The sequence below is a fragment of the Type-C symbiont of Plautia stali genome (genome assembly GCF_059730935.1).
In genome coordinates this window covers 1,019,454-1,042,619 of the sequence record NZ_AP035923.1, presented here as the reverse complement: position 1 = coordinate 1,042,619, position 23,166 = coordinate 1,019,454, and the positions used below count along the sequence as shown (strand labels likewise).

Below are 23,166 nucleotides of genomic sequence, written 5' to 3'. Positions count from 1 at the left end.
CGAAATCGCTATTTTAATCCCCTTTTATCCGGCCAGCGTTGCAAACGCTGGCTTTTTCGACTCGGGCGACCGTGTTGATGGATCAACACATCCCGACTAAATGGCAAACGTGGAGAACGACATGAGTGCGACAGCGGAAGCTCAAAGCCCGCAACAGCCCGCGAACAAAAAGAAGAAGCGCAAAGGTGCGCTGATCCTGCTGGCTATCGTGTTTATCGTGATTGGTGTGGGTTATCTGGCTTACTGGTATCTGGTGCTGCGCCACTTCCAGGAAACCGATGACGCCTACGTGGCAGGCAACCAGGTGCAGGTGATGGCCCAGGTTTCCGGCAGCGTGAATAAAGTGTGGTTCGAGGATACGGATCGGGTGAAAAAAGGCGACATTCTGGTGTCGCTGGATAAAACCGATGCGCAGCAGGCATTCGAGAAAGCGCAGACCGCGCTGGCCACCAGCGTGCGCCAGACGCACCAGCTGATGATCAACGGCAAACAGTATCAGGCTACCATCAAGCTGCAACAGACCGCGCTGGATCAGGCCGAATCCGACCTGAAACGTCGCGAGCCGCTCGGTGCCGCCAATCTGATTGGTCGCGAAGAGCTGCAGCACGCGCGTGATGCCGTGGCCACGGCGAAAGCTCAGCTGGACGTGGCGATTCAGCAGTACAACGCGAACCAGGCGATGATCCTGAATACCGACCTCGAAAACCAGCCGGCGGTAAAACAGAGCGCCGCTGAGCTGCGCGATGCCTGGCTGGCGCTGCAGCGCACCGACATCCGCAGCCCGATGGACGGCTATGTCTCGCGTCGCAGCGTGCAGGTCGGTTCACAGATCTCCACCAGCACACCGCTGCTGGCGGTGGTGCCGGCCACCAACCTGTGGGTTGACGCCAACTTTAAAGAGACGCAGCTGGCAGGCGTGCGCATCGGTCAGCCCGCCACGGTCATCAGTGATATCTACGGCGATGATGTGGAGTATCACGGCAAAGTGGTTGGTCTGGATATGGGCACCGGTAGCGCCTTCTCGCTGCTGCCAGCGCAGAACGCCACCGGTAACTGGATCAAAGTGGTACAGCGCCTGCCGGTGCGTATCGAACTCGATCCGCAGCAAGTGGCGCAACATCCGCTGCGTATCGGCCTGTCCACGCTGGTGAAAGTAGATACCCAGAATAAAGATGGCGCCGCGCTGGCCAGCAATGTCCGCACCCAGGCCGCGTATGAAAGTAACGCGCTGGCAATCGACCTTGCGCCGGTTAACCAGCTGATCGCTGACATTGTCCGTGCCAACGCGCAATAACCTCGCGGGAGGCTGTTATGGCACAAAAGCCGCTTGAAGGTGCGCCGTTAGTTCTGATGACCATCGCCCTGTCGCTGGCGACGTTCATGCAGGTACTCGACTCCACCATCGCTAACGTGGCGATCCCGACCATCGCCGGTAACCTTGGGGCGTCCAACTCGCAGGGCACCTGGGTGATCACCTCGTTCGGGGTGGCGAATGCTATCTCGATCCCGATCACCGGCTGGCTGGCAAAGCGCGTCGGTGAAGTGAAGCTGTTCACATGGTCGACCATTCTGTTCGCGCTGGCCTCATGGGCGTGCGGCATGTCCGAAAGCCTGGAGATGCTGATCTTCTTCCGCGTGATTCAGGGCGTGGTGGCCGGTCCGCTGATTCCGCTGTCGCAAAGTTTGCTGCTGAACAACTACCCGCCGGCCAAGCGCAGCGTGGCGCTGTCGCTGTGGGCGATGACGGTGATCGTTGCGCCGATCTGCGGTCCGATTCTCGGCGGCTGGATCAGTGATAACTATCACTGGGGCTGGATCTTCTTCATCAACGTGCCAATTGGCGTGGTGGTGGTGATGCTGACGCTGCAAACCCTGCGTGGGCGCGAAACCAAAACTGAGATCCGCCCGATCGATATGGTCGGTCTGGTGCTGCTGGTGGTGGGGATTGGTTCTCTGCAGGTGATGCTTGACCGCGGTAAAGAACTCGACTGGTTTGGCTCAACCGAAATCATCGTGCTGACGGTGGTCGCGGTGGTGTCGCTGGCCGTGCTGCTGGTGTGGGAGCTGACCGACGATCACCCGATTGTCGATTTGTCGCTATTTAAGAAGCGAAATTTCACCATCGGCTGTCTGTCGATCAGTCTGGCTTACATGCTGTACTTCGGCTCGATCGTCCTGCTGCCGCAGTTGCTCCAGGAGGTATACGGCTATACCGCCACCTGGGCAGGGCTGGCATCGGCGCCGGTGGGGATCATTCCGGTGATTCTGTCGCCGATCATTGGTCGCTTCGCCCATAAGCTCGATATGCGGCGGCTGGTAACCTTTAGTTTTATCATGTACGCGGTGTGCTTCTACTGGCGTGCGTATACGTTTGAGCCGGGGATGGATTTCGGTGCCTCCGCGTGGCCGCAGTTTATCCAGGGGTTCGCGGTAGCCTGCTTCTTTATGCCGCTGACCACCATTACGCTGTCCGGCTTGCCGCCAGAGCGTATGGCGGCGGCCTCCAGCCTGTCGAACTTTGTGCGTACGCTGGCGGGTTCAATCGGAACGTCAATCACCACCACCATGTGGACAGACCGCGAATCGATGCACCACAGCTACCTGTCGGAGTCGGTTAATCCATTCAATCCGAATTCGCAGCAAATGTATGATCAGCTGCAAAGCATGGGCATGACGCAGCAGCAGGCGTCGGCTTATATCGCCCAGCAAATTACTAATCAGGGCCTGATTATCTCGGCTAACGAGATCTTCTGGGCATCGGCGGGGGTGTTTTTGGTCCTGCTGGTTCTGGTGTGGTTTGCCCGACCGCCGTTTGGCGCGGGCGGCGGCGGCGGTGGCGCGCACTGAGTGACAGAAACAAAAACGGGCCACAGCGGCCCGTTTTTTTATTTATGCGTTCTGACGCCACCATTCGGCGAGCAGAATGCCGGTCGCGACCGAGACGTTGAGGCTTTCAACGTTGCCGGTACCACCAATCGACAGGCTGATATCGCCCTGCTGGAATGCGCTGTCTGACAGACCTTCACGCTCCTGACCCAGCACCAGTACCATTTTGGCTGGCAGCGCCGCCTGCGCCAGCGGCGTACCGGCGTGGCTGGATGTGGTCACGATGGTGTAACCGGCTTTGCGGAATGCTTCCAGACCCGCAGCAAAGCTTTCGCCGCTGATCGCCTGGACGTGCTCTGCACCACCTTCAGCCGTGCGGACTGCGGCACCCGACTCCAGCAGCGAGGCATCATTGACCAGCAAACCTTTGACGCCAAAGTGCGCGCAGCTGCGCATGATACCGCCAAGGTTGTGCGGGTTGCTGACATCTTCCAGCGCCAGTACGCAGTCTTTGCTCTGCGCCTGCTGCAGCCATTCCGCCACCGGCATGCCCATGCGCTTCTTAATAATGAAGCACACGCCGCCGTGGTGTTCAGTCCCGGACGCTTTCGCCAGCTCGGCGTCGTCCACCACGTGATAGGCTTTGCGGTTTGCCGCCAGCCAGCGCAGGGTTTCGCGGAAGCGCGGCGTGACGCTTTGCACGAACCACGCACGGACGATGCTTTCGGGACGGCTCTGGAACAGCGCCTGGCAGGCGTTTTCGCCGTATACGCGCGTCTCTTCCTGACGCTGACGGCGAATCAGTTCCGGGTCGATAACCGGCTTGCTGCTGGCCGCTTCGTCACCCGCATCCGCTTCAGCGGCGACAGGCGGACGTGACACGGTGCGCCACGGTGAATCACTGAAGCCGCGATCGTCCCGATCGCTGCGGCGACCGCGCGCGCTATCGTCACGCGGACCGCGCGAACGGCCAGCATCGTCACGTGGTCCACGCGAACGCCCGGCATCATCGCCACGGGCGGTGCGCGGACGACCGCTCTCTTCATTATTACGGGTGCTGCGAGGACCAGAGCGACGATTCTCTTCCTGGCGCGCAGCAGGACGGCCGCCTTTGCCGGTACGGGGATTTGGCTTCTGACCGCCCTCCTCATCACGTACGTACATCACTTTTACCTTGCCGCTTTTGCCTTTAAATTCGTCGTTCATCTGTTCCTCCAGCATTGAGAGCGCGAAGATTACCTGATGTGTCGGCGCTTAGCTATCAACTATTGAACCTATTGCTTAATCCAGATTGAGCATAGCATTCAACCTTTTCATAATGTTCACCAATCCTAAGATTTACAGGTCCGGTTTGAGGTGACGATGAATACTGTATGTGCCTCCTGTCAGGCAACTAACCGCGTTCCCGAGGAACGTCTGGCCGACGGAGCCAAATGCGGTCGCTGCGGCGATGCGCTATTTAGCGGCGAAGTGGTGAATGCCACGGCGGCCACGCTGGATAAATACCTGCAGGACGATCTGCCGGTCGTGGTCGACTTCTGGGCGCCATGGTGCGGCCCGTGCGTGAACTTCGCGCCGGTGTTTAAAGACGTCGCTGACGAGCGGCGCGGCAAAGTGCGCTTCGTGAAAGTGAACACCGAGGCGGAACCTGCGCTCAGCACGCGTTTTCGCATCCGCAGCATCCCAACCATTATGCTGTTCAAAAACGGTGAGATGGTGGACATGCTGAACGGTGCGATGCCGAAAGCGCCATTCAACGAATGGCTCGACGAATCACTCTAATCCCCCAGGGCCAGCCACGCGCTGGCCTTGTTTTTGCCCTTCTATTACACTGGCGTTTTTCCCTGTCCGCGATGCTATGTCTGATAATGCCGTCCTGCGCCTGCGTGCGCAGCGTTTAGCGCGTGCCACGCGCCCGTTTCTTGCCCGAGGCAACCGCGTGCTGCGCTGTCAGCGCTGCCTGCTGCCGCATAAAAACTGTCTGTGCGCGACCCTGCAGCCGCAACAGGCGCGCAGTCGGTTTTGCCTGGTGATGTTTGATACTGAACCAATGAAACCCAGTAATACCGGTCGGCTGATTGCCGACATTCTGCCGGAAACCCAGGCCTTTGGCTGGTCGCGCACCGAGCCCGACGCCGCGCTGCTGGCGGCGGTGCAGACGGCGGATTATCAGCCGATGGTGGTGTTTCCCGGTGCCTACGCCGATGCCGATCGCCAGGTGCTGACCACGCCACCCACCGGCGGTAAGCCCCCGCTGTTTATCATGCTCGACGGCACCTGGACCGAAGCGCGCAAAATGTTCCGCAAAAGTCCGTGGCTGGATAGCTTTCCGGTGATGTCACTGAATGTGGCAACACCGTCGCGCTACACGCTGCGCGAACCCCATGCGCCGGGCCAGCACTGCACCGCCGAAGTGGCCGCCGCGCTGCTGGAACAGGCAGGTGACGTCCCGGCGGCGCAGGCGTTGCAGCAGCACTTTGAACGCTTTCGTCAAGCCTATCTGGCCGGCAAACCCCACCATCCGATACACGCGCAAGCAGATAATTTCTGAAGCTGGCTCGCAGCCTGACATCGACAAATCGGCAACCGGCGCAAAAGCGTTTACAATCATGCCAATCCCGAGAGCAGGAGCGAATGATGAGCCAACGTGGACTGGAAGCGCTGTTACGACCGAAATCAATTGCGGTGCTGGGTGCGTCGGTAAAACCGGGCCGCGCAGGCTATCTGATGATGCGCAACCTGCTGGCGGGCGGCTTTGGCGGTCCGGTGTTGCCGGTCACGCCCAAATACAAGGCGGTCAGCGGCGTGCTGGCCTGGCCAGACGTGGCCAGCCTGCCCTTCGCCCCCGACCTGGCGATTATCTGCACCCACGCCAGACGCAACCTGGAACTGTTACAGCAGCTGGGAGAAAAAGGCTGTAAAGCCTGCATTATTCTCTCCGCGCCGGCCAGCCAGCTGGAGGCGCTGAAAGCCTGTGCCAGCCAGTGGCAGATGCGCCTGCTGGGCCCCAACAGTCTGGGCCTGTTAGCCCCTTGGCAGGGGCTGAATGCCAGCTTCTCACCGGTACCGATTGCGAAAGGACGCATCGCCTTTATTTCGCAATCGGCGGCGGTTTCCAACACCATTCTCGACTGGGCGCAACAGCGCAACCTGGGCTTTTCGTGGTTTATCGCCCTGGGCGACAGCCTGGATATTGATGTCGACGACCTGCTGGATTTTCTTGCACGCGATGGCAAAACCAGCGCCATTTTGCTCTACCTGGAACACCTGAGCGACGCCCGGCGCTTCGTTTCTGCCTCGCGTAGCGCAGCGCGTAATAAACCGATTCTGGTGATCAAAAGCGGTCGCAGCCATCAGGCACAGGCGATGATCGGCACCGCCAGCGGGCTGGATGCCGCCTGGGATGCCGCCATTCAGCGCGCCGGTCTGCTGCGCGTGCAGGACACGCATGAGCTGTTTTCCGCCGTGGAGTCGCTCAGCCACATGCGTCCGCTGCGCGGTGAGCGCCTGATGATTATCAGCAACGGCGCAGCCCCGGCAGCGCTGGCGCTGGATGAACTCTATGCGCGTAACGGCAAGCTGGCGACGCTGGATGAGCCCACGCTGCAGGCGCTGGCGGCCCTGCTGCCGGAGGGCATCGGGCGCGGTAATCCGCTGGATTTGAAAGATCATGCAACGCCCGCGCTGTACGTGGCCTGCGTAACACAGCTGCTCGACAGCCATGAACTGGATGCGCTGATGATCATCCATTCACCCAGCGCCGTCTCTCCGGCCAGTGAAACCGCCGCGCAGATTATTGCGGCGGTGGCCGCGCATCCGCGGGGTAAGCAGGTGACGCTGCTGACCAACTGGTGCGGAGAACACTCTTCGCAGGAAGCCCGCCGCGCATTCACCCAGGCCGGCATTCCGACCTGGCGCACGCCAGAAGGCACGGTGACGGCATTTATGCACCAGGTTGAGTATCGGCGTAACCAGAAACAGCTACGCGAAACGCCAGCGCTGCCGCTGGGCCTGACGCAAAACAGCGCCGAGGCACATCAGTTGCTGCAACAGGCACTGGATAGCGGCATTACCACGCTGGATACGCACGAGGTGCAGCCCATACTGCAGGCTTACGGGCTGGCGACGCTGCCAACCTGGATCGCCAGCGACAGCCAGTCTGCCGCTAAGATTGCCGACCAGATTGGTTATCCGGTGGCGCTCAAGCTACGCTCGCCGGATATTGCGCATAAGTCGGATGTACAGGGCGTGATGCTCTATCTGCGCAGCGCGGCAGAAGTTGAACAGGCAGCAGACGCCATCTTCGATCGCGTGCGTGAAACGCATCCGCAGGCGCGCATTGACGGCCTGCTGGTGCAAAGTATGGCGAACCGCGCCGGTGCACAGGAGTTGCGGGTGGTGGTTGAGCATGACCCGCTGTTTGGCCCGATCATCATGCTGGGCGAAGGCGGTGTGGAGTGGCAACCGGACAAGCAGGCCTCCGTAGCGTTGCCGCCGCTGAATATGACGCTGGCGCGCTATCTGGTGATTCAGGCACTGAAGAGCGGCAAAGTGCGCAGCCGCAGTGCACTGCGACCGCTGGACATCACCGGTTTGAGTCAGCTGCTGGTGCAGGTATCAAACCTGGTGGTGGACTGTCCGGAGATTCAGCGGCTGGATATTCACCCGCTGCTGGCATCCGCCAATACCTTTACCCTGCTGGACGTGACGCTGCAGCTGGCTCCGTTTCATGGCGACAGTGAGGCGCGGCTGGCGATTCGTCCCTATCCGCACCATCTGGAAGAGCAGGTGCAGCTTAAAGATGGCCAGCGCTGCCTGTTTCGGCCGATTCTGCCGGAGGATGAACCGCAGCTACGTGCCTTCATCGCCCGGGTCACCAAAGAAGACCTTTACTATCGCTACTTCAGTGAGATCAATGAGTTTACCCACGACGATTTGGCGAACATGACGCAGATCGATTACGACCGGGAGATGGCGATTGTCGCAGTACGCCAGCATAACGGTGCCGATGAGATTATCGGCGTGACGCGCGCTATCTCCGATGCTGACAATATCGACGCAGAATTCTCGGTATTGGTGCGTTCCGACCTCAAGGGTCTGGGCATGGGCAGACGGCTGCTGGAAAAGATGATCCGCTATACGCGCGATCACGGCCTGCAACAACTGAACGGTATCACCATGCCGCACAATACCGGCATGATTACCCTGGCGCGAAAACTCAATTTTCGTGTGAATATTCAACTGGATGATGGCATTGTCAGCCTGAATTTACCGCTGGCTGACACCGGTGACCTGGCTGTAGAGAAAGGTAAAAATCCTCCTTAACCGGCCGGTTGATGTTATTATTTACCGTTAGGATCATGATTTGATGGCAAAAGGCCATACAATGAACAGAGAAGAAGTGCACTGTGATGTTGTCTAAATTCAAACGCAATAAACACCAACAACACCTCGCACAGCTGCCTAAACTGTCACAGTCCGTGTCGGATATGACCACGCTTTACTCGCCCGCCGAGTTTCGTGAAACCCTGCTGACGAAAATCGCTACGGCAGAAAAACGCATCTGCATCGCCGCGCTGTATCTGGAAAATGATGACGGCGGACGCAGCATCATGCAGGCGCTGTATGCAGCACGTCAGGCGCGCCCGGAACTGGATGTCAGCATTCTGGTGGACTGGCATCGTGCGCAGCGCGGCCGTATCGGTGCCGCGCGCGGCCTGACGAACGCCGACTGGTATTGCGAAATGGCGGCACAGCATCCCGATATCGCGATTCCGGTGTATGGCATTCCGGTGAACACCCGTGAAGCGCTCGGTGTGCTGCATCTGAAAGGCTTTATCATTGACGATACGCTGCTCTACAGCGGTGCCAGCCTGAACGATGTTTATCTGCATCAGCATGATAAATACCGTTATGACCGTTATCAGCTGATCCGAAATCCGCAGCTGGCGGACACCATGTTTCAGTGGATTGGTGAGAATCTCAAACATTCTGAGGCCGTTAACCGTCTCGACCAGGCCGAACGTCCCTCCAGCCCGGAAATCAAGAATGAAACCCGCCAGTTTCGCCAGGAGCTGCGCAGCTTCAATTATCAGTTTACCGGTGATGCCGGCAACGAATCACTGGCCGTCACGCCGCTGGTCGGGCTGGGTAAACGTAGCCTGCTGAACAAAACCATCTTCCATTTAATGCCCTGCGCCGAGCGTAAGCTCACGCTGTGCACGCCGTACTTTAACCTGCCGGCCATTCTGGTGCGCAATCTGATCCAGCTGCTGCGTCAGGGCAAAGAGGTCGAGATCATCGTCGGCGATAAAACCGCCAACGATTTCTACATTCCGCCACACGAGCCGTTCAAGATTATCGGTGCGCTGCCCTATCTGTATGAAATCAACCTGCGTCGCTTCCTCAGCCGGTTGCAGTATTACGTCAATAACGGCCAGCTGACGGTACGTTTGTGGAAAGATGGTGACAACAGCTATCACCTGAAAGGCATCTGGGTTGATGACGAGTGGATGATGATCACCGGTAATAACCTCAATCCGCGCGCCTGGCGACTCGATCTGGAAAATGCGGTGCTGATTCACGATCCGCTCAACCAGCTGGCAGAGCAGCGCGATAAGGAACTGGCGCTGATCCGTCAGCACACCACGGTGGTGAAACATTTCCGCGAGCTGGAGAGCATCTCTGATTATCCGGCAAAGGTGCGTAAGCTGATTCGCCGTCTGCGTCGCATCCGTATCGATCGCCTTATTAGCCGTCTGCTGTAGCTGATGCGTGCGCTCATCCTCTGTGCGGGATTACTGTGTAGCGGATGTGCGCATGTGGCGCAGGACAGCTGGACCGGCCAGGATAAAGCACAACACTTTTTCTCCTCTGCCGCTCTGGCTGTCGCTGGCAGTGAGATCTCTCAGCATCAACATCAGGGGCGCGGGCAAAATCTGCGCTTCGGCCTGCTCTTTTCGCTAAGCTTCGGCGTGGCCAAAGAAGCCTGGGACAGCCGCCCTGCCGGGAGCGGCTGGAGCTGGAAAGATCTCAGCTGGGATGTCGCCGGTGCGGCCAGCGGCATTGCCCTGTGGAACCTGAGCCAGTAATCACAACGCAATCCCCTTGCCTTTGCGGTGCAGCATCAGCGATACCAGAAATGCCAGCGCACCCATTGCCGAGACATACCAGAAGAAGGTGGTTTCGATGCCGTGCTTCTTCAGCAACAGCGCCACGTATTCGGCCGAACCGCCAAAGATAGCGTTAGCTACCGCATAGGAAAGCCCCACGCCCAATGCACGCACTTCCGGCGGGAACATCTCCGCTTTAAGAATGCCGCTGATCGCGGTGTAGAAACTGGTAATAATCAGCGCCAGCATCACCAGCACGAACGCCAGCCCGCTACTTTGCACATTCTGCAGCAACATCAAAATCGGCACGGTACAGATAGCCGCGCCAGCGCCGAAGATCATCATTGATGCCCGCCGGCCAATCTTATCTGACAGCGCGCCCACAATTGGCTGAATCAGCATGAATACCAGCAGCGCGCCGGTCATCAACGCACTGGCGCTGCGCGCATCCATACCCGCCGTGTTCACCAGATATTTCTGCATGTAGGTTGTGAAGGTATAGAAGCTCAGCGATCCGCCGGCGGTAAAGCCAAGCACCATCAGGAAGGCGCGCGAATGGTTACGCAGCAGGCCAAGGATGCTGCCGGCATCGCGATGTTCCCGGTGCTTTTTCTCGGAGGTTTCATTCAGTGAGCGACGCAACCACAGAGCGACCACTGCCAGAACCGCGCCAAGAAAGAACGGAATTCGCCAGCCCCAGCTGCGCAGCGCTTCATCACTGAGAATTTGTTGCAGTACCACGACCGTCAGCACGGCTAACAGCTGACCGCCAATCAGTGTGACGTACTGGAACGACGCGTAGAAGCCTTTGCGCCCTTCCAGTGCCACCTCACTCATGTAGGTAGCACTGGTACCATATTCACCGCCCACCGATAAGCCCTGAAACATGCGCGCCAGCAACAAAATCACCGGTGCCGCAATGCCGATTTCGCCATAGCCGGGTAAACAGGCGATGACCAGCGAACCAAAACACATCATGCATACCGAGATCAGCATCGAACTTTTTCGGCCGTGACGGTCCGCGATGTAGCCGAATAGCCAGCCACCGATGGGACGCATTAAGAAGCCCGCCGCAAACACGCCGGCCGTTTGCAGCAACTGGGTAGTGGTGTCGCCGGCCGGGAAAAATACATGGGCAAAATAGAGCGAAAAGAACGAGTAGACGTAGAAATCAAACCATTCGACCAGATTGCCGGACGACGCGCCGATAATGGCCCAGATGCGTTGTTTACTGACGGCTGCCGCTTCCGGCTGGGCCGATTTTTGTTGTAAGTCGGTCATCTTTTACCTCATTTCCTTGCGAAGAACATCGCTAAAGCAATGAGTAAAGCATCTGAGAGCAGCGCGGGGGAATCAGAGCCCGTTCAGGATGACAAAATGTGACAGAGCTGGAGTTTTAGGGCGAGATTTTGCAAGGGGTGAAGTGGATTTAGCGATCGCCAGACGTAAAAAAGCCCCGGACTCTCGTCCGGGGCTTCCTTACTGGTTTGATGCCTGGCAGTTCCCTACTCTCGCATGGGGAGGCCCCACACTACCATCGGCGCTACGGCGTTTCACTTCTGAGTTCGGCATGGGGTCAGGTGGGACCACCGCGCTGTTGCCGCCAGGCAAATTCTTTGTGCGCGAAACGAATCTTTTTCGCTGATGCCGCGTTGCCCGTCCTCGCGCTACTCAGTCACATACTTCTGTATGCTCCCTCGTACCGTCTCGTCCGGCGCCTTGCCTCAGCGCAAAATCTTTCGTTTCCGCTAATTTTTCCGTCACAAGCTGAAAATTCTTCCGGTCTCTCAGACCAAAACGCCTCTGGCGTTGTAAGGTTAAGCCTCACGGGTCATTAGTACCGGTTAGCTCAACGCATCGCTGCGCTTACACACCCGGCCTATCAACGTCGTCGTCTTCAACGTCCCTTCAGGACCCTTAAAGGGTCAGGGAGAACTCATCTCGGGGCAAGTTTCGTGCTTAGATGCTTTCAGCACTTATCTCTTCCGCACTTAGCTACCGGGCAGTGCCATTGGCATGACAACCCGAACACCAGCGGTGCGTTCACTCCGGTCCTCTCGTACTAGGAGCAACCCCCCTCAATTCTCCAGCGCCCACGGCAGATAGGGACCGAACTGTCTCACGACGTTCTAAACCCAGCTCGCGTACCACTTTAAACGGCGAACAGCCGTACCCTTGGGACCTACTTCAGCCCCAGGATGTGATGAGCCGACATCGAGGTGCCAAACACCGCCGTCGATATGAACTCTTGGGCGGTATCAGCCTGTTATCCCCGGAGTACCTTTTATCCGTTGAGCGATGGCCCTTCCATTCAGAACCACCGGATCACTATGACCTGCTTTCGCACCTGCTCGAGCCGTCACTCTCGCAGTCAAGCTGGCTTATGCCATTGCACTAACCTCCTGATGTCCGACCAGGATTAGCCAACCTTCGTGCTCCTCCGTTACGCTTTGGGAGGAGACCGCCCCAGTCAAACTACCCACCAGACACTGTCCGCAGCCCGGATCACGGGCCTACGTTAGAACATCAAACATTAAAGGGTGGTATTTCAAGGTTGGCTCCACGCAGACTGGCGTCCGCGCTTCAAAGCCTCCCACCTATCCTACACATCAAGGCTCAATGTTCAGTGTCAAGCTATAGTAAAGGTTCACGGGGTCTTTCCGTCTTGCCGCGGGTACACTGCATCTTCACAGCGATTTCAATTTCACTGAGTCTCGGGTGGAGACAGCCTGGCCATCATTACGCCATTCGTGCAGGTCGGAACTTACCCGACAAGGAATTTCGCTACCTTAGGACCGTTATAGTTACGGCCGCCGTTTACCGGGGCTTCGATCAAGAGCTTCTCCTTGCGGATAACCCCATCAATTAACCTTCCGGCACCGGGCAGGCGTCACACCGTATACGTCCACTTTCGTGTTTGCACAGTGCTGTGTTTTTAATAAACAGTTGCAGCCAGCTGGTATCTTCGACTGGCCTCGGCTCCGGGAGCAAGTCCCTTCACCTACGCGCCAGCGTGCCTTCTCCCGAAGTTACGGCACCATTTTGCCTAGTTCCTTCACCCGAGTTCTCTCAAGCGCCTTGGTATTCTCTACCTGACCACCTGTGTCGGTTTGGGGTACGATTTCGTGTTACCTGGAGCTTAGAGGCTTTTCCTGGAAGCAGGGCATCAGTTACTTCACCGCCGTGGCGGCTCGTCGTCACGCCTCAGTGTTAAAGAAGACCGGATTTGCCTGGTCTTCACACCTGCACGCTTAAACCGGGACAACCGTCGCCCGGATAACCTAGCCTTCTCCGTCCCCCCTTCGCAGTAACACCAAGTACAGGAATATTAACCTGTTTCCCATCGACTACGCTTTTCAGCCTCGCCTTAGGGGTCGACTCACCCTGCCCCGATTAACGTTGGACAGGAACCCTTGGTCTTCCGGCGAGCGGGCTTTTCACCCGCTTTATCGTTACTTATGTCAGCATTCGCACTTCTGATACCTCCAGCATGCCTCACAGCACACCTTCAGCGGCTTACAGAACGCTCCCCTACCCAACAACACATAGTGTCGCTGCCGCAGCTTCGGTGCATGGTTTAGCCCCGTTACATCTTCCGCGCAGGCCGACTCGACCAGTGAGCTATTACGCTTTCTTTAAATGATGGCTGCTTCTAAGCCAACATCCTGGCTGTCTGTGCCTTCCCACATCGTTTCCCACTTAACCATGACTTTGGGACCTTAGCTGGCGGTCTGGGTTGTTTCCCTCTTCACGACGGACGTTAGCACCCGCCGTGTGTCTCCCGTGATAACATTCTCCGGTATTCGCAGTTTGCATCGGGTTGGTAAGCCGGGATGGCCCCCTAGCCGAAACAGTGCTCTACCCCCGGAGATGAGTTCACGAGGCGCTACCTAAATAGCTTTCGGGGAGAACCAGCTATCTCCCGGTTTGATTGGCCTTTCACCCCCAGCCACAAGTCATCCGCTAATTTTTCAACATTAGTCGGTTCGGTCCTCCAGTTAGTGTTACCCAACCTTCAACCTGCCCATGGCTAGATCACCGGGTTTCGGGTCTATACCCTGCAACTTAACGCCCAATTAAGACTCGGTTTCCCTTCGGCTCCCCTATGCGGTTAACCTTGCTACAGAATATAAGTCGCTGACCCATTATACAAAAGGTACGCAGTCACCTAACAAGTAGGCTCCCACTGCTTGTACGTACACGGTTTCAGGTTCTGTTTCACTCCCCTCGCCGGGGTTCTTTTCGCCTTTCCCTCACGGTACTGGTTCACTATCGGTCAGTCAGGAGTATTTAGCCTTGGAGGATGGTCCCCCCATGTTCAGACAGGATACCACGTGTCCCGCCCTACTCGTCGGACTCACAACTCATGCATCTTCGTGTACGGGGCTGTCACCCGGTATCGCGCGACTTTCCAGACGCTTCCACTGATGCACAAGCTGATTCAGGTCCTGGGCTGCTCCCCGTTCGCTCGCCGCTACTGGGGGAATCTCGGTTGATTTCTTTTCCTCGGGGTACTTAGATGTTTCAGTTCCCCCGGTTCGCCTCGTTAACCTATGTATTCAGTTAACGATAGTGTGTCGAAACACACTGGGTTTCCCCATTCGGACATCGACGGCTGTAGCGGTTCATATCACCTTACCGTCGCTTTTCGCAGATTAGCACGTCCTTCATCGCCTCTGACTGCCAGGGCATCCACCGTGTACGCTTAGTCGCTTAACCTCACAACCCACAGGCGTTTTGCAACGCTGCGGACTGCAAGCATTTGAGAGACCCGAACGCATCGTGATTTCATTCTTATTACGGAGAATGAATACGACGCGTCGTTTCAAATTTTCAGCTTGTTCCGGATTGTTAAAGAGCAAATACTTCGCAGCACACCGTCGCCGGTATACTCTGAAGTAAGTTTCAGTACTGTAATGGTGGAGCTAAGCGGGATCGAACCGCTGACCTCCTGCGTGCAAGGCAGGCGCTCTCCCAGCTGAGCTATAGCCCCATACAGTCACTGCAGAGACCATCTACATCCACTCACCAGGAGTCACGTTTCTCACACGGGAAATGTGATTTCGTCTCAGGCAAGGCATGTTTTCGCGAAGCATAGTGAACTATGCGAGCCGGAAACATAACGCGGCATGAGAAGAAATCTGGTAGGCCTGAGTGGACTTGAACCACCGACCTCACCCTTATCAGGGGTGCGCTCTAACCACCTGAGCTACAAGCCTGTAGAGGTTTTTTCTGCTCGTTACTTTTCTATCAGACAATCTGTGTGAGCACTTCGCGGGAAAGTATCTTCAGGTAAGGAGGTGATCCAACCGCAGGTTCCCCTACGGTTACCTTGTTACGACTTCACCCCAGTCATGAATCACAAAGTGGTAAGCGCCCTCCCGAAGGTTAAGCTACCTACTTCTTTTGCAACCCACTCCCATGGTGTGACGGGCGGTGTGTACAAGGCCCGGGAACGTATTCACCGTAGCATTCTGATCTACGATTACTAGCGATTCCGACTTCATGGAGTCGAGTTGCAGACTCCAATCCGGACTACGACGCACTTTATGAGGTCCGCTTGCTCTCGCGAGGTCGCTTCTCTTTGTATGCGCCATTGTAGCACGTGTGTAGCCCTGGCCGTAAGGGCCATGATGACTTGACGTCATCCCCACCTTCCTCCGGTTTATCACCGGCAGTCTCCTTTGAGTTCCCGGCCGAACCGCTGGCAACAAAGGATAAGGGTTGCGCTCGTTGCGGGACTTAACCCAACATTTCACAACACGAGCTGACGACAGCCATGCAGCACCTGTCTCAGAGTTCCCGAAGGCACCAAAGCATCTCTGCTAAGTTCTCTGGATGTCAAGGCCAGGTAAGGTTCTTCGCGTTGCATCGAATTAAACCACATGCTCCACCGCTTGTGCGGGCCCCCGTCAATTCATTTGAGTTTTAACCTTGCGGCCGTACTCCCCAGGCGGTCGACTTAACGCGTTAGCTCCGGAAGCCACGCCTCAAGGGCACAACCTCCAAGTCGACATCGTTTACGGCGTGGACTACCAGGGTATCTAATCCTGTTTGCTCCCCACGCTTTCGCACCTGAGCGTCAGTCTTCGTCCAGGGGGCCGCCTTCGCCACCGGTATTCCTCCAGATCTCTACGCATTTCACCGCTACACCTGGAATTCTACCCCCCTCTACGAGACTCAAGCCTGCCAGTTTCAAATGCAGTTCCCAGGTTAAGCCCGGGGATTTCACATCTGACTTAACAGACCGCCTGCGTGCGCTTTACGCCCAGTAATTCCGATTAACGCTTGCACCCTCCGTATTACCGCGGCTGCTGGCACGGAGTTAGCCGGTGCTTCTTCTGCGGGTAACGTCAATCGGCGAGGTTATTAACCTCACCGCCTTCCTCCCCGCTGAAAGTACTTTACAACCCGAAGGCCTTCTTCATACACGCGGCATGGCTGCATCAGGCTTGCGCCCATTGTGCAATATTCCCCACTGCTGCCTCCCGTAGGAGTCTGGACCGTGTCTCAGTTCCAGTGTGGCTGGTCATCCTCTCAGACCAGCTAGGGATCGTCGCCTAGGTGAGCCATTACCCCACCTACTAGCTAATCCCATCTGGGCACATCCGATGGTGTGAGGCCCGAAGGTCCCCCACTTTGGTCTTGCGACGTTATGCGGTATTAGCTACCGTTTCCAGTAGTTATCCCCCTCCATCGGGCAGTTTCCCAGACATTACTCACCCGTCCGCCACTCGCCACCCAAAGAGCAAGCTCTTCTGTGCTGCCGTTCGACTTGCATGTGTTAGGCCTGCCGCCAGCGTTCAATCTGAGCCATGATCAAACTCTTCAATTTAAAGTTTGATTTGCTGCAACGAGTGCAGCGATGCTCTGTGAATTAAACTTCGTAATGAATTACGTGTTCACTCAGCAAAGACTTGATATTTTTTAAAGCCCGTAGGCTTGTGATATCAATCCTGCGAGTGCCCACACAGATTGTCTGATAAATTGTTAAAGAGCGGTGCGACGCGGCGTTCGGCCTGCTGTCGCGAGGTGGCGTATATTACGCTTTCCTCCTTCAGAGTCAAACACTTTTTTCAGCGTTTTTCTCCGGCGGGGTGAATCACTTCACGCCCTGCTGAGCCGCCTGCGTTGCCGCTTTGCCGTCTCAGTGGTGGCGCATTATAGGGACTTCGTTTCGCCTGACAAGCGCTAATTTGCAGTTTTTGCGCGACCGCTCACTTTCCAGGCAACACGTTGCAAAAACCAGCTGATTCTTGCGAAACAGCATAAAAAAACGGGCCCTGAGGCCCGTTTTTGTCACCTTGCGTTATTGATGTGCGACGATGGCATCGTCCTGCACATCCATTTCGATGGTTTTTCCCGGAACCAGCGCGCCAGACAAAATCTTCTGCGCCAGCGGGTTTTCAATCTGCTGCTGAATAGCCCGTTTCAATGGCCGCGCGCCGTAAACCGGATCGTAACCATTTTCGCCCAGCAGTTTCAGCGCCGCGTCGGAAATGTGCAGCTGATAACCGCGCTCTTCCAGACGCTGATACAGCCGCTGCAGCTGAATCTGCGCAATCGAGGCAATATGTTTTTCACCCAGCGGATGGAATACCACCACCTCATCAATACGGTTGATAAACTCCGGACGGAAGTGGTGTCCGACGACCGTCATCATCACATCTTTCATTTCCGCGTAATCAAGCGCGCCGAAACGTTCCTGAATCAGATCCGAACCGAGGTTAGATGTCATGATCACCACGGTATTACGGAAGTCCACGGTGCGCCCCTGACCATCGGTCAGACGCCCGTCGTCCAGCACCTGCAGCAGAATGTTGAACACATCCGGATGCGCTTTTTCCACCTCATCCAGCAAAATCACCGAGTAAGGGCGACGACGCACCGCCTCTGTCAGGTAACCCCCCTCTTCATAACCGACGTAGCCTGGAGGTGCCCCGACCAGACGCGACACCGAATGTTTCTCCATGAATTCCGACATGTCGATACGCACCATCGCGTCATCGCTATCGAACAGGAAATTAGCCAGCGCCTTGCACAACTCGGTTTTACCGACACCGGTCGGTCCAAGGAACAGGAACGATCCGATCGGCCGGTTCGGGTCAGACAAACCGGCGCGGCTACGGCGAATGGCGTTCGATACCGCTTCAACCGCTTCGTCCTGGCCGATAACCCGGGCATGCAGCTCCTGCTCCATCCGCAACAGTTTATCGCGCTCGCCTTCCATCATGCGGGCCACCGGAATACCGGTCCAGCGCGCCAGCACATCGGCGATCTCGACATCCGTTACGCGGTTGCGTAACAGCTTCATGGTTTTACCTTCAGCCTGCGTGGCGCTTGCCAGCTGTTTTTCCAGCTCCGGAATTTTGCCGTACTGCAGTTCCGACATCTGGCCAAGGTCACCCACACGCCGTGCCTGCTCCATAGCCAGACGCGCCTGCTCCAGCTCAGCTTTGATGTTTTGCGTGCCGGTCAGCGAGGCTTTTTCCGCTTTCCACTCTTCTTCAAGCTCAGCATATTCGCGCTCTTTCTGATCCAGCTCGCTTTCCAGCATCTCCAGACGCTTAACGCTGGCGTCATCCGATTCTTTCTTCAGCGCCTGCTGCTCCAGTTTGAGCTGGATGATGCGCCGTTCGAGACGATCGAGCGGTTCCGGTTTGGAGTCAATCTGCAAACGAATACTCGACGCCGCCTCATCAATCAGGTCGATGGCTTTATCCGGCAACTGGCGATCGGCAATATAGCGGTGCGACAACGTTGCCGCAGCCACAATAGCCGGGTCGGTAATCTGCACATGGTGATGCAACTCGTAACGCTCTTTCAGGCCACGCAGAATGGCGATGGTGTCTTCCACGCTCGGTTCGGCGACGAACACTTTCTGGAAACGGCGCTCCAGCGCGGCATCTTTCTCAATGTACTGGCGATATTCATCCAGCGTAGTGGCACCCACGCAGTGCAGTTCACCGCGTGCCAGCGCCGGCTTCAGCATGTTGCCGGCATCCATCGCGCCGTCGGCTTTACCGGCGCCGACCATGGTATGCAGTTCATCGATAAACAGAATGACGTTGCCTTCCTGCTTCGCGAGGTCATTCAGTACGCCTTTCAGGCGCTCTTCAAACTCGCCGCGATATTTCGCACCGGCCACCAGCGCGCCCATATCCAGCGCCAGAACGCGCCGGCCTTTCAGCCCTTCCGGCACTTCGCCGTTAATGATGCGCTGTGCCAGCCCTTCAACGATGGCGGTTTTACCGACGCCCGGTTCACCGATGAGCACCGGGTTATTTTTGGTTCGACGCTGCAATACCTGAATGGTGCGGCGAATCTCTTCGTCACGCCCGATAACCGGATCTAACTTGCCGAGCTCAGCGCGCTCCGTCAGATCGATGGTGTATTTTTTCAAAGCCTGGCGCTGATCTTCAGCCCCCTGATCGTTCACGTTTTCCCCTCCCCGCAGTTGCTCGATGGCCTTAGCGAGTTTGTCCGCCGTGGCACCGGCAGACTTCAGTAAGTCCGCCAGCGAGCCGCGCGATTCGAGGGCCGCCAGAACAAATAATTCAGATGAAATAAAGTTGTCGCCGCGCTTTTGCGCCAGCTTGTCGCACAGATTCAGTACCCGGACCAAATCCGCTGATGGCTGAACGTCGCCGTCAGTCCCTTCGACCTGCGGCAAACGATTGATGGCTTGTTCAATGCTGGTACGCAGGTTAGCGACATCCGCTCCCGCCGCGCTGAGCAGCGGACGTACCGATCCACCCTCCTGGTTGAGCAGCGCGCTCATCAGGTGCAGGGGTTCGATGAATTGATTATCGTGTCCCAGAGCAAGGGACTGTGCATCGGCCAGGGCCAACTGGAATTTGTTGGTAAGACGATCCAGACGCATGATTCCTCCCATTACAGGTCAAAATGCTACTGGAGATTAAATGAGGTCATCCCTCAAATTTTCAAGGTTAATGACCTGAGTTGTGAGCAAAAAATACGCTTACTGGATCGTCTTGCGGCGTAAGGTTATCTCAGCCAAATCAAAGTTGCCATACGCCCGGTGATTCCGTCGCGTCGGAAGGAGAAAAAATCGGCGCTTTCCTGATAGGTGCAGCGCGCGTCAGCCGTGACAGATCGCACGCCAGCGGCCTGCAGACGCTGGGTTGCCAGCAGCCAGATATCGGCAAAATATTTCTCACCGGCCGGGCGAAAAGCCGCATCGGCAGCGGCATCCTGCGCCAGGAACGCACTGCGCACCTCGGCCCCCACTTCAAATGCCTTTGGACCAATCGCCGGACCGAGCCAGGCATGAATCTCGCTCGCCGGGCAGTGAAACTGTGCCAGCGTCTGCTCCAGCACCCCATGACACAACCCGCGCCAGCCGGCATGTGCCGCGGCAACTTCGCTGCCATCATGGCTGCAAAACAGCACCGGCAGGCAGTCGGCGGTCATCACTGCACACACCACGCCGCTTTCCCGCGTTATCGCCGCATCGGCTCGCGGCAGGGATGCAGCCGCCGGCAGACGCGCCACCGTCTGGCCGTGTACCTGCTCCAGCCACTGCGGCATTGCCGGTAGCGCCAGCTGCCCGACCACGCGCTGACGATTGTGCATCACGCAATCCGCCTCGTCTCCGACGTGCGCGCCGAGGTTGAGGGAATCCCATGGCGCCGCGCTAACGCCGCCGTGCCGCGTGGTCGAATAAGCCTGCACGCGCGCCGGCGCTGGCCACTGCGGCACGATCCAGTCACTCATAGCCAGTCCAGCTGATCGCGGAACTCGTCGGTATCGGCTTTCAGTGCATCAATCAGATCAACCATGTCCTGCGGCAATGGCGCGTGCCACTCCATCTCAATCCCGGTGATCGGATGATAGAGACGCAGCATAGTGGCGTGCAGCGCCTGGCGGTCAAAACCGCGCAGCGTACTGATGAAAGCCTCAGAAGCGCCCTTTGGCGGACGCGGACGACCACCGTACAGCGGATCGCCCACCAGCGGATGGTTAATGTGCGCCATGTGCACGCGAATCTGGTGAGTACGGCCGGTTTCCAGGCGCAGGCGTAAACGCGTATGGGCGCGGAAATGCTCCATGATGCGATAGTGCGTGGTGGCCGGTTTACCCATCGGATGCACTGCCATGTGGGTACGCTTGGTAGAGTGACGCGCCATCGGCTCATTCACCGTACCGCCGGCGGTCATGGTGCCAATCGCCACCGCTTCATATTCGCGGGTGATTTCACGCAGCTGCAGCGTTTCAACCAGATGCGTCTGCGCCGGTACCGTTTTGGCCACTACCATCAGTCCGGTAGTGTCTTTATCCAGACGGTGCACGATGCCGGCGCGCGGCACGTCGGCAATCGCCGGATAATGATAAAGCAGCGCATTCAGTACCGTGCCGTCCGGATTACCGGCGCCAGGGTGGACCACTAAGTCGCGCGGTTTGTTGATCACCAGGATGTGGTCATCTTCATAAACAATATCCAGCGGAATATTTTGCGCTTCCCAGCGCTGCTCCTCTTCGATCTCGGCATCAATCGCCACCTGCTCACCGCCGAGTACTTTCTCTTTCGGTTTATCGATGATGGTGCCGTTGACGCTGACCCGACGCTCAAGGATCCACTCTTTTATGCGGGAACGTGAATAATCAGGGAACAATTCCGCCAAAGTCTGATCTAAGCGTTGTCCAAGCTGTGCTTCGGACACCGTTGCGGTGAGTTGAACTTGTTGTGCCATATACAGCTTCTTCGTTAACGTTGGGTTTTCACGGCGATGCCGTTTAATATAATGTGCTATCGTACTGGTCATTACCGGGAGCTATACGGACAGCTTCCGCCATAACACTTTGAGGATAATCATTTCGTCATGACGCGTATGAAACATCTGGTGGCTGCTGCCACACTGAGCCTGAGCCTGGCACTGGTGGGCTGTTCCGGCTCATCGGACCCGGTCCCGGACAGCCCGCCGTCTGAAATTTACGCCACAGCGCAGCAAAAGCTGCAGGACGGTAACTTTAAAGCGGCGATTAAGCAACTGGAAGCGCTGGATAACCGTTATCCGTTTGGTCCTTACTCGCAGCAAGTGCAGCTGGATTTGATCTACGCGTACTACAAAAATGCCGATCTGCCACTGGCGCAAGCCGCCATTTCCCGCTTTATGCGCCTGAACCCGACGCACCCTAACATTGATTACGTGATCTATATGAAGGGCCTGACGGACATGGCACTGGATGATTCCGCGCTGCAGGGCTTCTTCGGGATCGATCGTTCCGACCGCGATCCTACCCATGCGCGTGATGCATTCCGTGACTTCTCTCAGCTACTGCGCGGCTATCCGAACAGCCAGTACGCGGCAGATGCGCAGAAACGTCTGACGTTCCTGAAAGATCGCCTGGCGAAGTATGAGCTCTCCGTGGCGCAATTCTATACCAAGCGCGGTGCCTATGTCGCCGTTGTTAATCGGGTTGAAGGTATGATGCGCGATTATCCGGACACCCAGGCCACGCGTGACGCGCTGCCGCTGATGGAAAATGCCTATCGCCAGCTGCAGCTGACGACGGAAGCCGACAAAGTCGCGAAAATCATTGCGGCGAATAGCGCGTCCTGATTTTCGTGCCATTAAAAAAGCAGCCGCTGTGGCTGCTTTTTTTTGGTCAGAAAACCGTCTGCAACAGGTTTTTCCGCTACGGTTAACTCATCAATCTTGCCCCTATCCCTGCTGTGCATCAAGCTTTTTTCGCCCTTTTCCCGGCCTTTCTCACAATTCGCTGGCATTGACAAAAAGTGACATTCCAATGTGATCCAGATCACACATTTTCCTGATTTGCGCGGTATGCTGGTCCTACCCAGACGGAAATGACAGAGAGGTTTAACTATGATTCTGAACATTACCAGCAAACAAATGGAAATCACTGTGGCAATCCGCAACCATGTCGAAGACCGTCTCGCCAAGCTGGAAAAATGGCAAACCCACCTGATAAATCCGCACATTGTGTTATCGAAAGAGCCGAAAGAATTTGTGGCCGATGCCACCATTAACACGCCAAACGGCACGCTGGTCGCCAGCGCGAAACACGATGATATGTATACGGCCATCAATGACCTGATCGCCAAGCTGGAGCGCCAGCTAAATAAAGCACAGCACAAGCCTGAAGCACGGCGCGCCACCAGCAGTGTTAAAGATTTCACCCCTGCCGGGTAATTTATCGCTTTTCAGCAACGCGCCTGCGGGCGCGTTTTTTATTGACAGCT

The 23,166-nt window shown here is 56.8% G+C and carries 15 protein-coding genes, 2 tRNA genes and 3 rRNA genes; 9 read left to right on the top strand and 11 right to left on the bottom strand.

Annotation, left to right across the window (positions count from 1 at the left end; genetic code table 11):
- Positions 1-121 precede the first annotated feature (121 nt).
- Entirely contained in the window at positions 122-1,294 is a 1,173-nt protein-coding gene (gene emrA / locus AC6I7J_RS04695; protein ID WP_058770894.1) for a multidrug efflux MFS transporter periplasmic adaptor subunit EmrA, read from the top strand.
- A 17-nt stretch (positions 1,295-1,311) separates the two neighbouring features.
- Entirely contained in the window at positions 1,312-2,847 is a 1,536-nt protein-coding gene (emrB, locus tag AC6I7J_RS04690; RefSeq protein ID WP_021506464.1) for a multidrug efflux MFS transporter permease subunit EmrB, read from the top strand.
- A gap of 42 nt (positions 2,848-2,889) precedes the next feature.
- On the opposite strand, the gene AC6I7J_RS04685 is transcribed toward emrB, so the two are convergent.
- Complete coding sequence (locus AC6I7J_RS04685) at positions 2,890-4,032, bottom strand: tRNA/rRNA methyltransferase (protein ID WP_021506463.1); 1,143 nt, start codon at positions 4,030-4,032, stop codon at positions 2,890-2,892.
- 156 nt (positions 4,033-4,188) lie between these two features.
- Between AC6I7J_RS04685 and trxC the strand changes: the two genes are divergently transcribed.
- The 5 genes from trxC to AC6I7J_RS04660 all read left to right on the top strand — a co-directional run bounded on the left by trxC (position 4,189) and on the right by AC6I7J_RS04660 (position 9,917).
- Positions 4,189-4,608, top strand: a complete 420-nt coding sequence (gene trxC, locus AC6I7J_RS04680) for a thioredoxin TrxC (RefSeq protein ID WP_021313847.1) — start codon at positions 4,189-4,191, stop codon at positions 4,606-4,608.
- A gap of 76 nt (positions 4,609-4,684) precedes the next feature.
- The gene (locus AC6I7J_RS04675; protein WP_498006913.1) at positions 4,685-5,377 is read left to right on the top strand and encodes a tRNA-uridine aminocarboxypropyltransferase; all 693 of its coding nucleotides are present in this window, start codon (positions 4,685-4,687) and stop codon (positions 5,375-5,377) included.
- Positions 5,378-5,463: 86 nt separating this feature from the next.
- Positions 5,464-8,151 (top strand): bifunctional acetate--CoA ligase family protein/GNAT family N-acetyltransferase, encoded by a 2,688-nt coding sequence (locus tag AC6I7J_RS04670; RefSeq protein WP_498007210.1) that lies wholly within the window; start codon positions 5,464-5,466, stop codon positions 8,149-8,151.
- Between the two features lie 83 nt (positions 8,152-8,234).
- Complete coding sequence (pssA, locus tag AC6I7J_RS04665; RefSeq protein ID WP_497998331.1) at positions 8,235-9,593, top strand: CDP-diacylglycerol--serine O-phosphatidyltransferase; 1,359 nt, start codon at positions 8,235-8,237, stop codon at positions 9,591-9,593.
- A gap of 3 nt (positions 9,594-9,596) precedes the next feature.
- Positions 9,597-9,917 carry a YfiM family lipoprotein gene (locus tag AC6I7J_RS04660; protein ID WP_480310059.1) on the top strand — a complete coding sequence of 107 codons (321 nt, stop codon included), beginning with the start codon at positions 9,597-9,599 and terminating at the stop codon, positions 9,915-9,917.
- On the opposite strand, the gene AC6I7J_RS04655 is transcribed toward AC6I7J_RS04660, so the two are convergent.
- From AC6I7J_RS04655 to rluD, 9 genes are all read right to left on the bottom strand, one after another.
- Entirely contained in the window at positions 9,918-11,219 is a 1,302-nt protein-coding gene (locus tag AC6I7J_RS04655) for an MFS family transporter (protein ID WP_498006912.1), read from the bottom strand.
- Between the two features lie 211 nt (positions 11,220-11,430).
- Positions 11,431-11,546: ribosomal RNA gene (rrf, locus tag AC6I7J_RS04650) — 5S ribosomal RNA — on the bottom strand.
- Positions 11,547-11,751: 205 nt separating this feature from the next.
- Positions 11,752-14,657, bottom strand: a 23S ribosomal RNA gene (locus AC6I7J_RS04645).
- 198 nt (positions 14,658-14,855) lie between these two features.
- Positions 14,856-14,931 (bottom strand) — tRNA-Ala (locus AC6I7J_RS04640).
- A 149-nt stretch (positions 14,932-15,080) separates the two neighbouring features.
- Positions 15,081-15,157, bottom strand: a tRNA-Ile gene (locus tag AC6I7J_RS04635).
- Positions 15,158-15,231: 74 nt separating this feature from the next.
- Positions 15,232-16,773, bottom strand: a 16S ribosomal RNA gene (locus AC6I7J_RS04630).
- Together the 16S, 23S and 5S rRNA genes with 2 tRNA genes alongside form the textbook arrangement of a ribosomal RNA operon.
- Before the next feature lie 474 nt (positions 16,774-17,247).
- Positions 17,248-19,821 carry an ATP-dependent chaperone ClpB gene (gene clpB / locus AC6I7J_RS04625; protein WP_498006911.1) on the bottom strand — a complete coding sequence of 858 codons (2,574 nt, stop codon included), beginning with the start codon at positions 19,819-19,821 and terminating at the stop codon, positions 17,248-17,250.
- 125 nt (positions 19,822-19,946) lie between these two features.
- Positions 19,947-20,675: a purine nucleoside phosphorylase YfiH gene (gene yfiH, locus AC6I7J_RS04620; RefSeq protein ID WP_498006910.1), complete on the bottom strand. Its 729-nt coding sequence runs from the start codon at positions 20,673-20,675 to the stop codon at positions 19,947-19,949.
- Positions 20,672-21,652 carry a 23S rRNA pseudouridine(1911/1915/1917) synthase RluD gene (gene rluD / locus AC6I7J_RS04615; RefSeq protein WP_498006909.1) on the bottom strand — a complete coding sequence of 327 codons (981 nt, stop codon included), beginning with the start codon at positions 21,650-21,652 and terminating at the stop codon, positions 20,672-20,674. The genes yfiH and rluD overlap by 4 nt, the downstream gene beginning before the upstream one ends.
- A 129-nt stretch (positions 21,653-21,781) precedes the next feature.
- Between rluD and bamD the strand changes: the two genes are divergently transcribed.
- Positions 21,782-22,522, top strand: a complete 741-nt coding sequence (gene bamD, locus AC6I7J_RS04610; protein WP_058759616.1) for an outer membrane protein assembly factor BamD — start codon at positions 21,782-21,784, stop codon at positions 22,520-22,522.
- 11 nt (positions 22,523-22,533) lie between these two features.
- Here bamD and AC6I7J_RS04605 read toward each other — a convergent pair whose 3' ends face one another.
- Positions 22,534-22,725 carry a hypothetical protein gene (locus AC6I7J_RS04605; protein ID WP_058771620.1) on the bottom strand — a complete coding sequence of 64 codons (192 nt, stop codon included), beginning with the start codon at positions 22,723-22,725 and terminating at the stop codon, positions 22,534-22,536.
- 64 nt (positions 22,726-22,789) lie between these two features.
- On the opposite strand from AC6I7J_RS04605, the gene raiA reads away from it, so the two are divergent.
- Positions 22,790-23,116, top strand: a complete 327-nt coding sequence (gene raiA / locus AC6I7J_RS04600; RefSeq protein WP_498006908.1) for a ribosome-associated translation inhibitor RaiA — start codon at positions 22,790-22,792, stop codon at positions 23,114-23,116.
- Positions 23,117-23,166: the final 50 nt, after the last annotated feature.

What these genes read in the sequence shown, in the direction of transcription:
- emrA (WP_058770894.1), top strand. Translation starts at nt 122, where the DNA reads ATGAGTGCGACAGCGGAAGCTCAAAGCCCGCAACAGCCCGCGAACAAA.
- emrB (WP_021506464.1), top strand. Translation starts at nt 1,312, where the DNA reads ATGGCACAAAAGCCGCTTGAAGGTGCGCCGTTAGTTCTGATGACCATC.
- AC6I7J_RS04685 (WP_021506463.1), bottom strand. Translation starts at nt 4,032, where the DNA reads ATGAACGACGAATTTAAAGGCAAAAGCGGCAAGGTAAAAGTGATGTAC.
- trxC (WP_021313847.1), top strand. Translation starts at nt 4,189, where the DNA reads ATGAATACTGTATGTGCCTCCTGTCAGGCAACTAACCGCGTTCCCGAG.
- AC6I7J_RS04675 (WP_498006913.1), top strand. Translation starts at nt 4,685, where the DNA reads ATGTCTGATAATGCCGTCCTGCGCCTGCGTGCGCAGCGTTTAGCGCGT.
- AC6I7J_RS04670 (WP_498007210.1), top strand. Translation starts at nt 5,464, where the DNA reads ATGAGCCAACGTGGACTGGAAGCGCTGTTACGACCGAAATCAATTGCG.
- AC6I7J_RS04660 (WP_480310059.1), top strand. Translation starts at nt 9,597, where the DNA reads ATGCGTGCGCTCATCCTCTGTGCGGGATTACTGTGTAGCGGATGTGCG.
- AC6I7J_RS04655 (WP_498006912.1), bottom strand. Translation starts at nt 11,219, where the DNA reads ATGACCGACTTACAACAAAAATCGGCCCAGCCGGAAGCGGCAGCCGTC.
- clpB (WP_498006911.1), bottom strand. Translation starts at nt 19,821, where the DNA reads ATGCGTCTGGATCGTCTTACCAACAAATTCCAGTTGGCCCTGGCCGAT.
- yfiH (WP_498006910.1), bottom strand. Translation starts at nt 20,675, where the DNA reads ATGAGTGACTGGATCGTGCCGCAGTGGCCAGCGCCGGCGCGCGTGCAG.
- rluD (WP_498006909.1), bottom strand. Translation starts at nt 21,652, where the DNA reads ATGGCACAACAAGTTCAACTCACCGCAACGGTGTCCGAAGCACAGCTT.
- bamD (WP_058759616.1), top strand. Translation starts at nt 21,782, where the DNA reads ATGACGCGTATGAAACATCTGGTGGCTGCTGCCACACTGAGCCTGAGC.
- raiA (WP_498006908.1), top strand. Translation starts at nt 22,790, where the DNA reads ATGATTCTGAACATTACCAGCAAACAAATGGAAATCACTGTGGCAATC.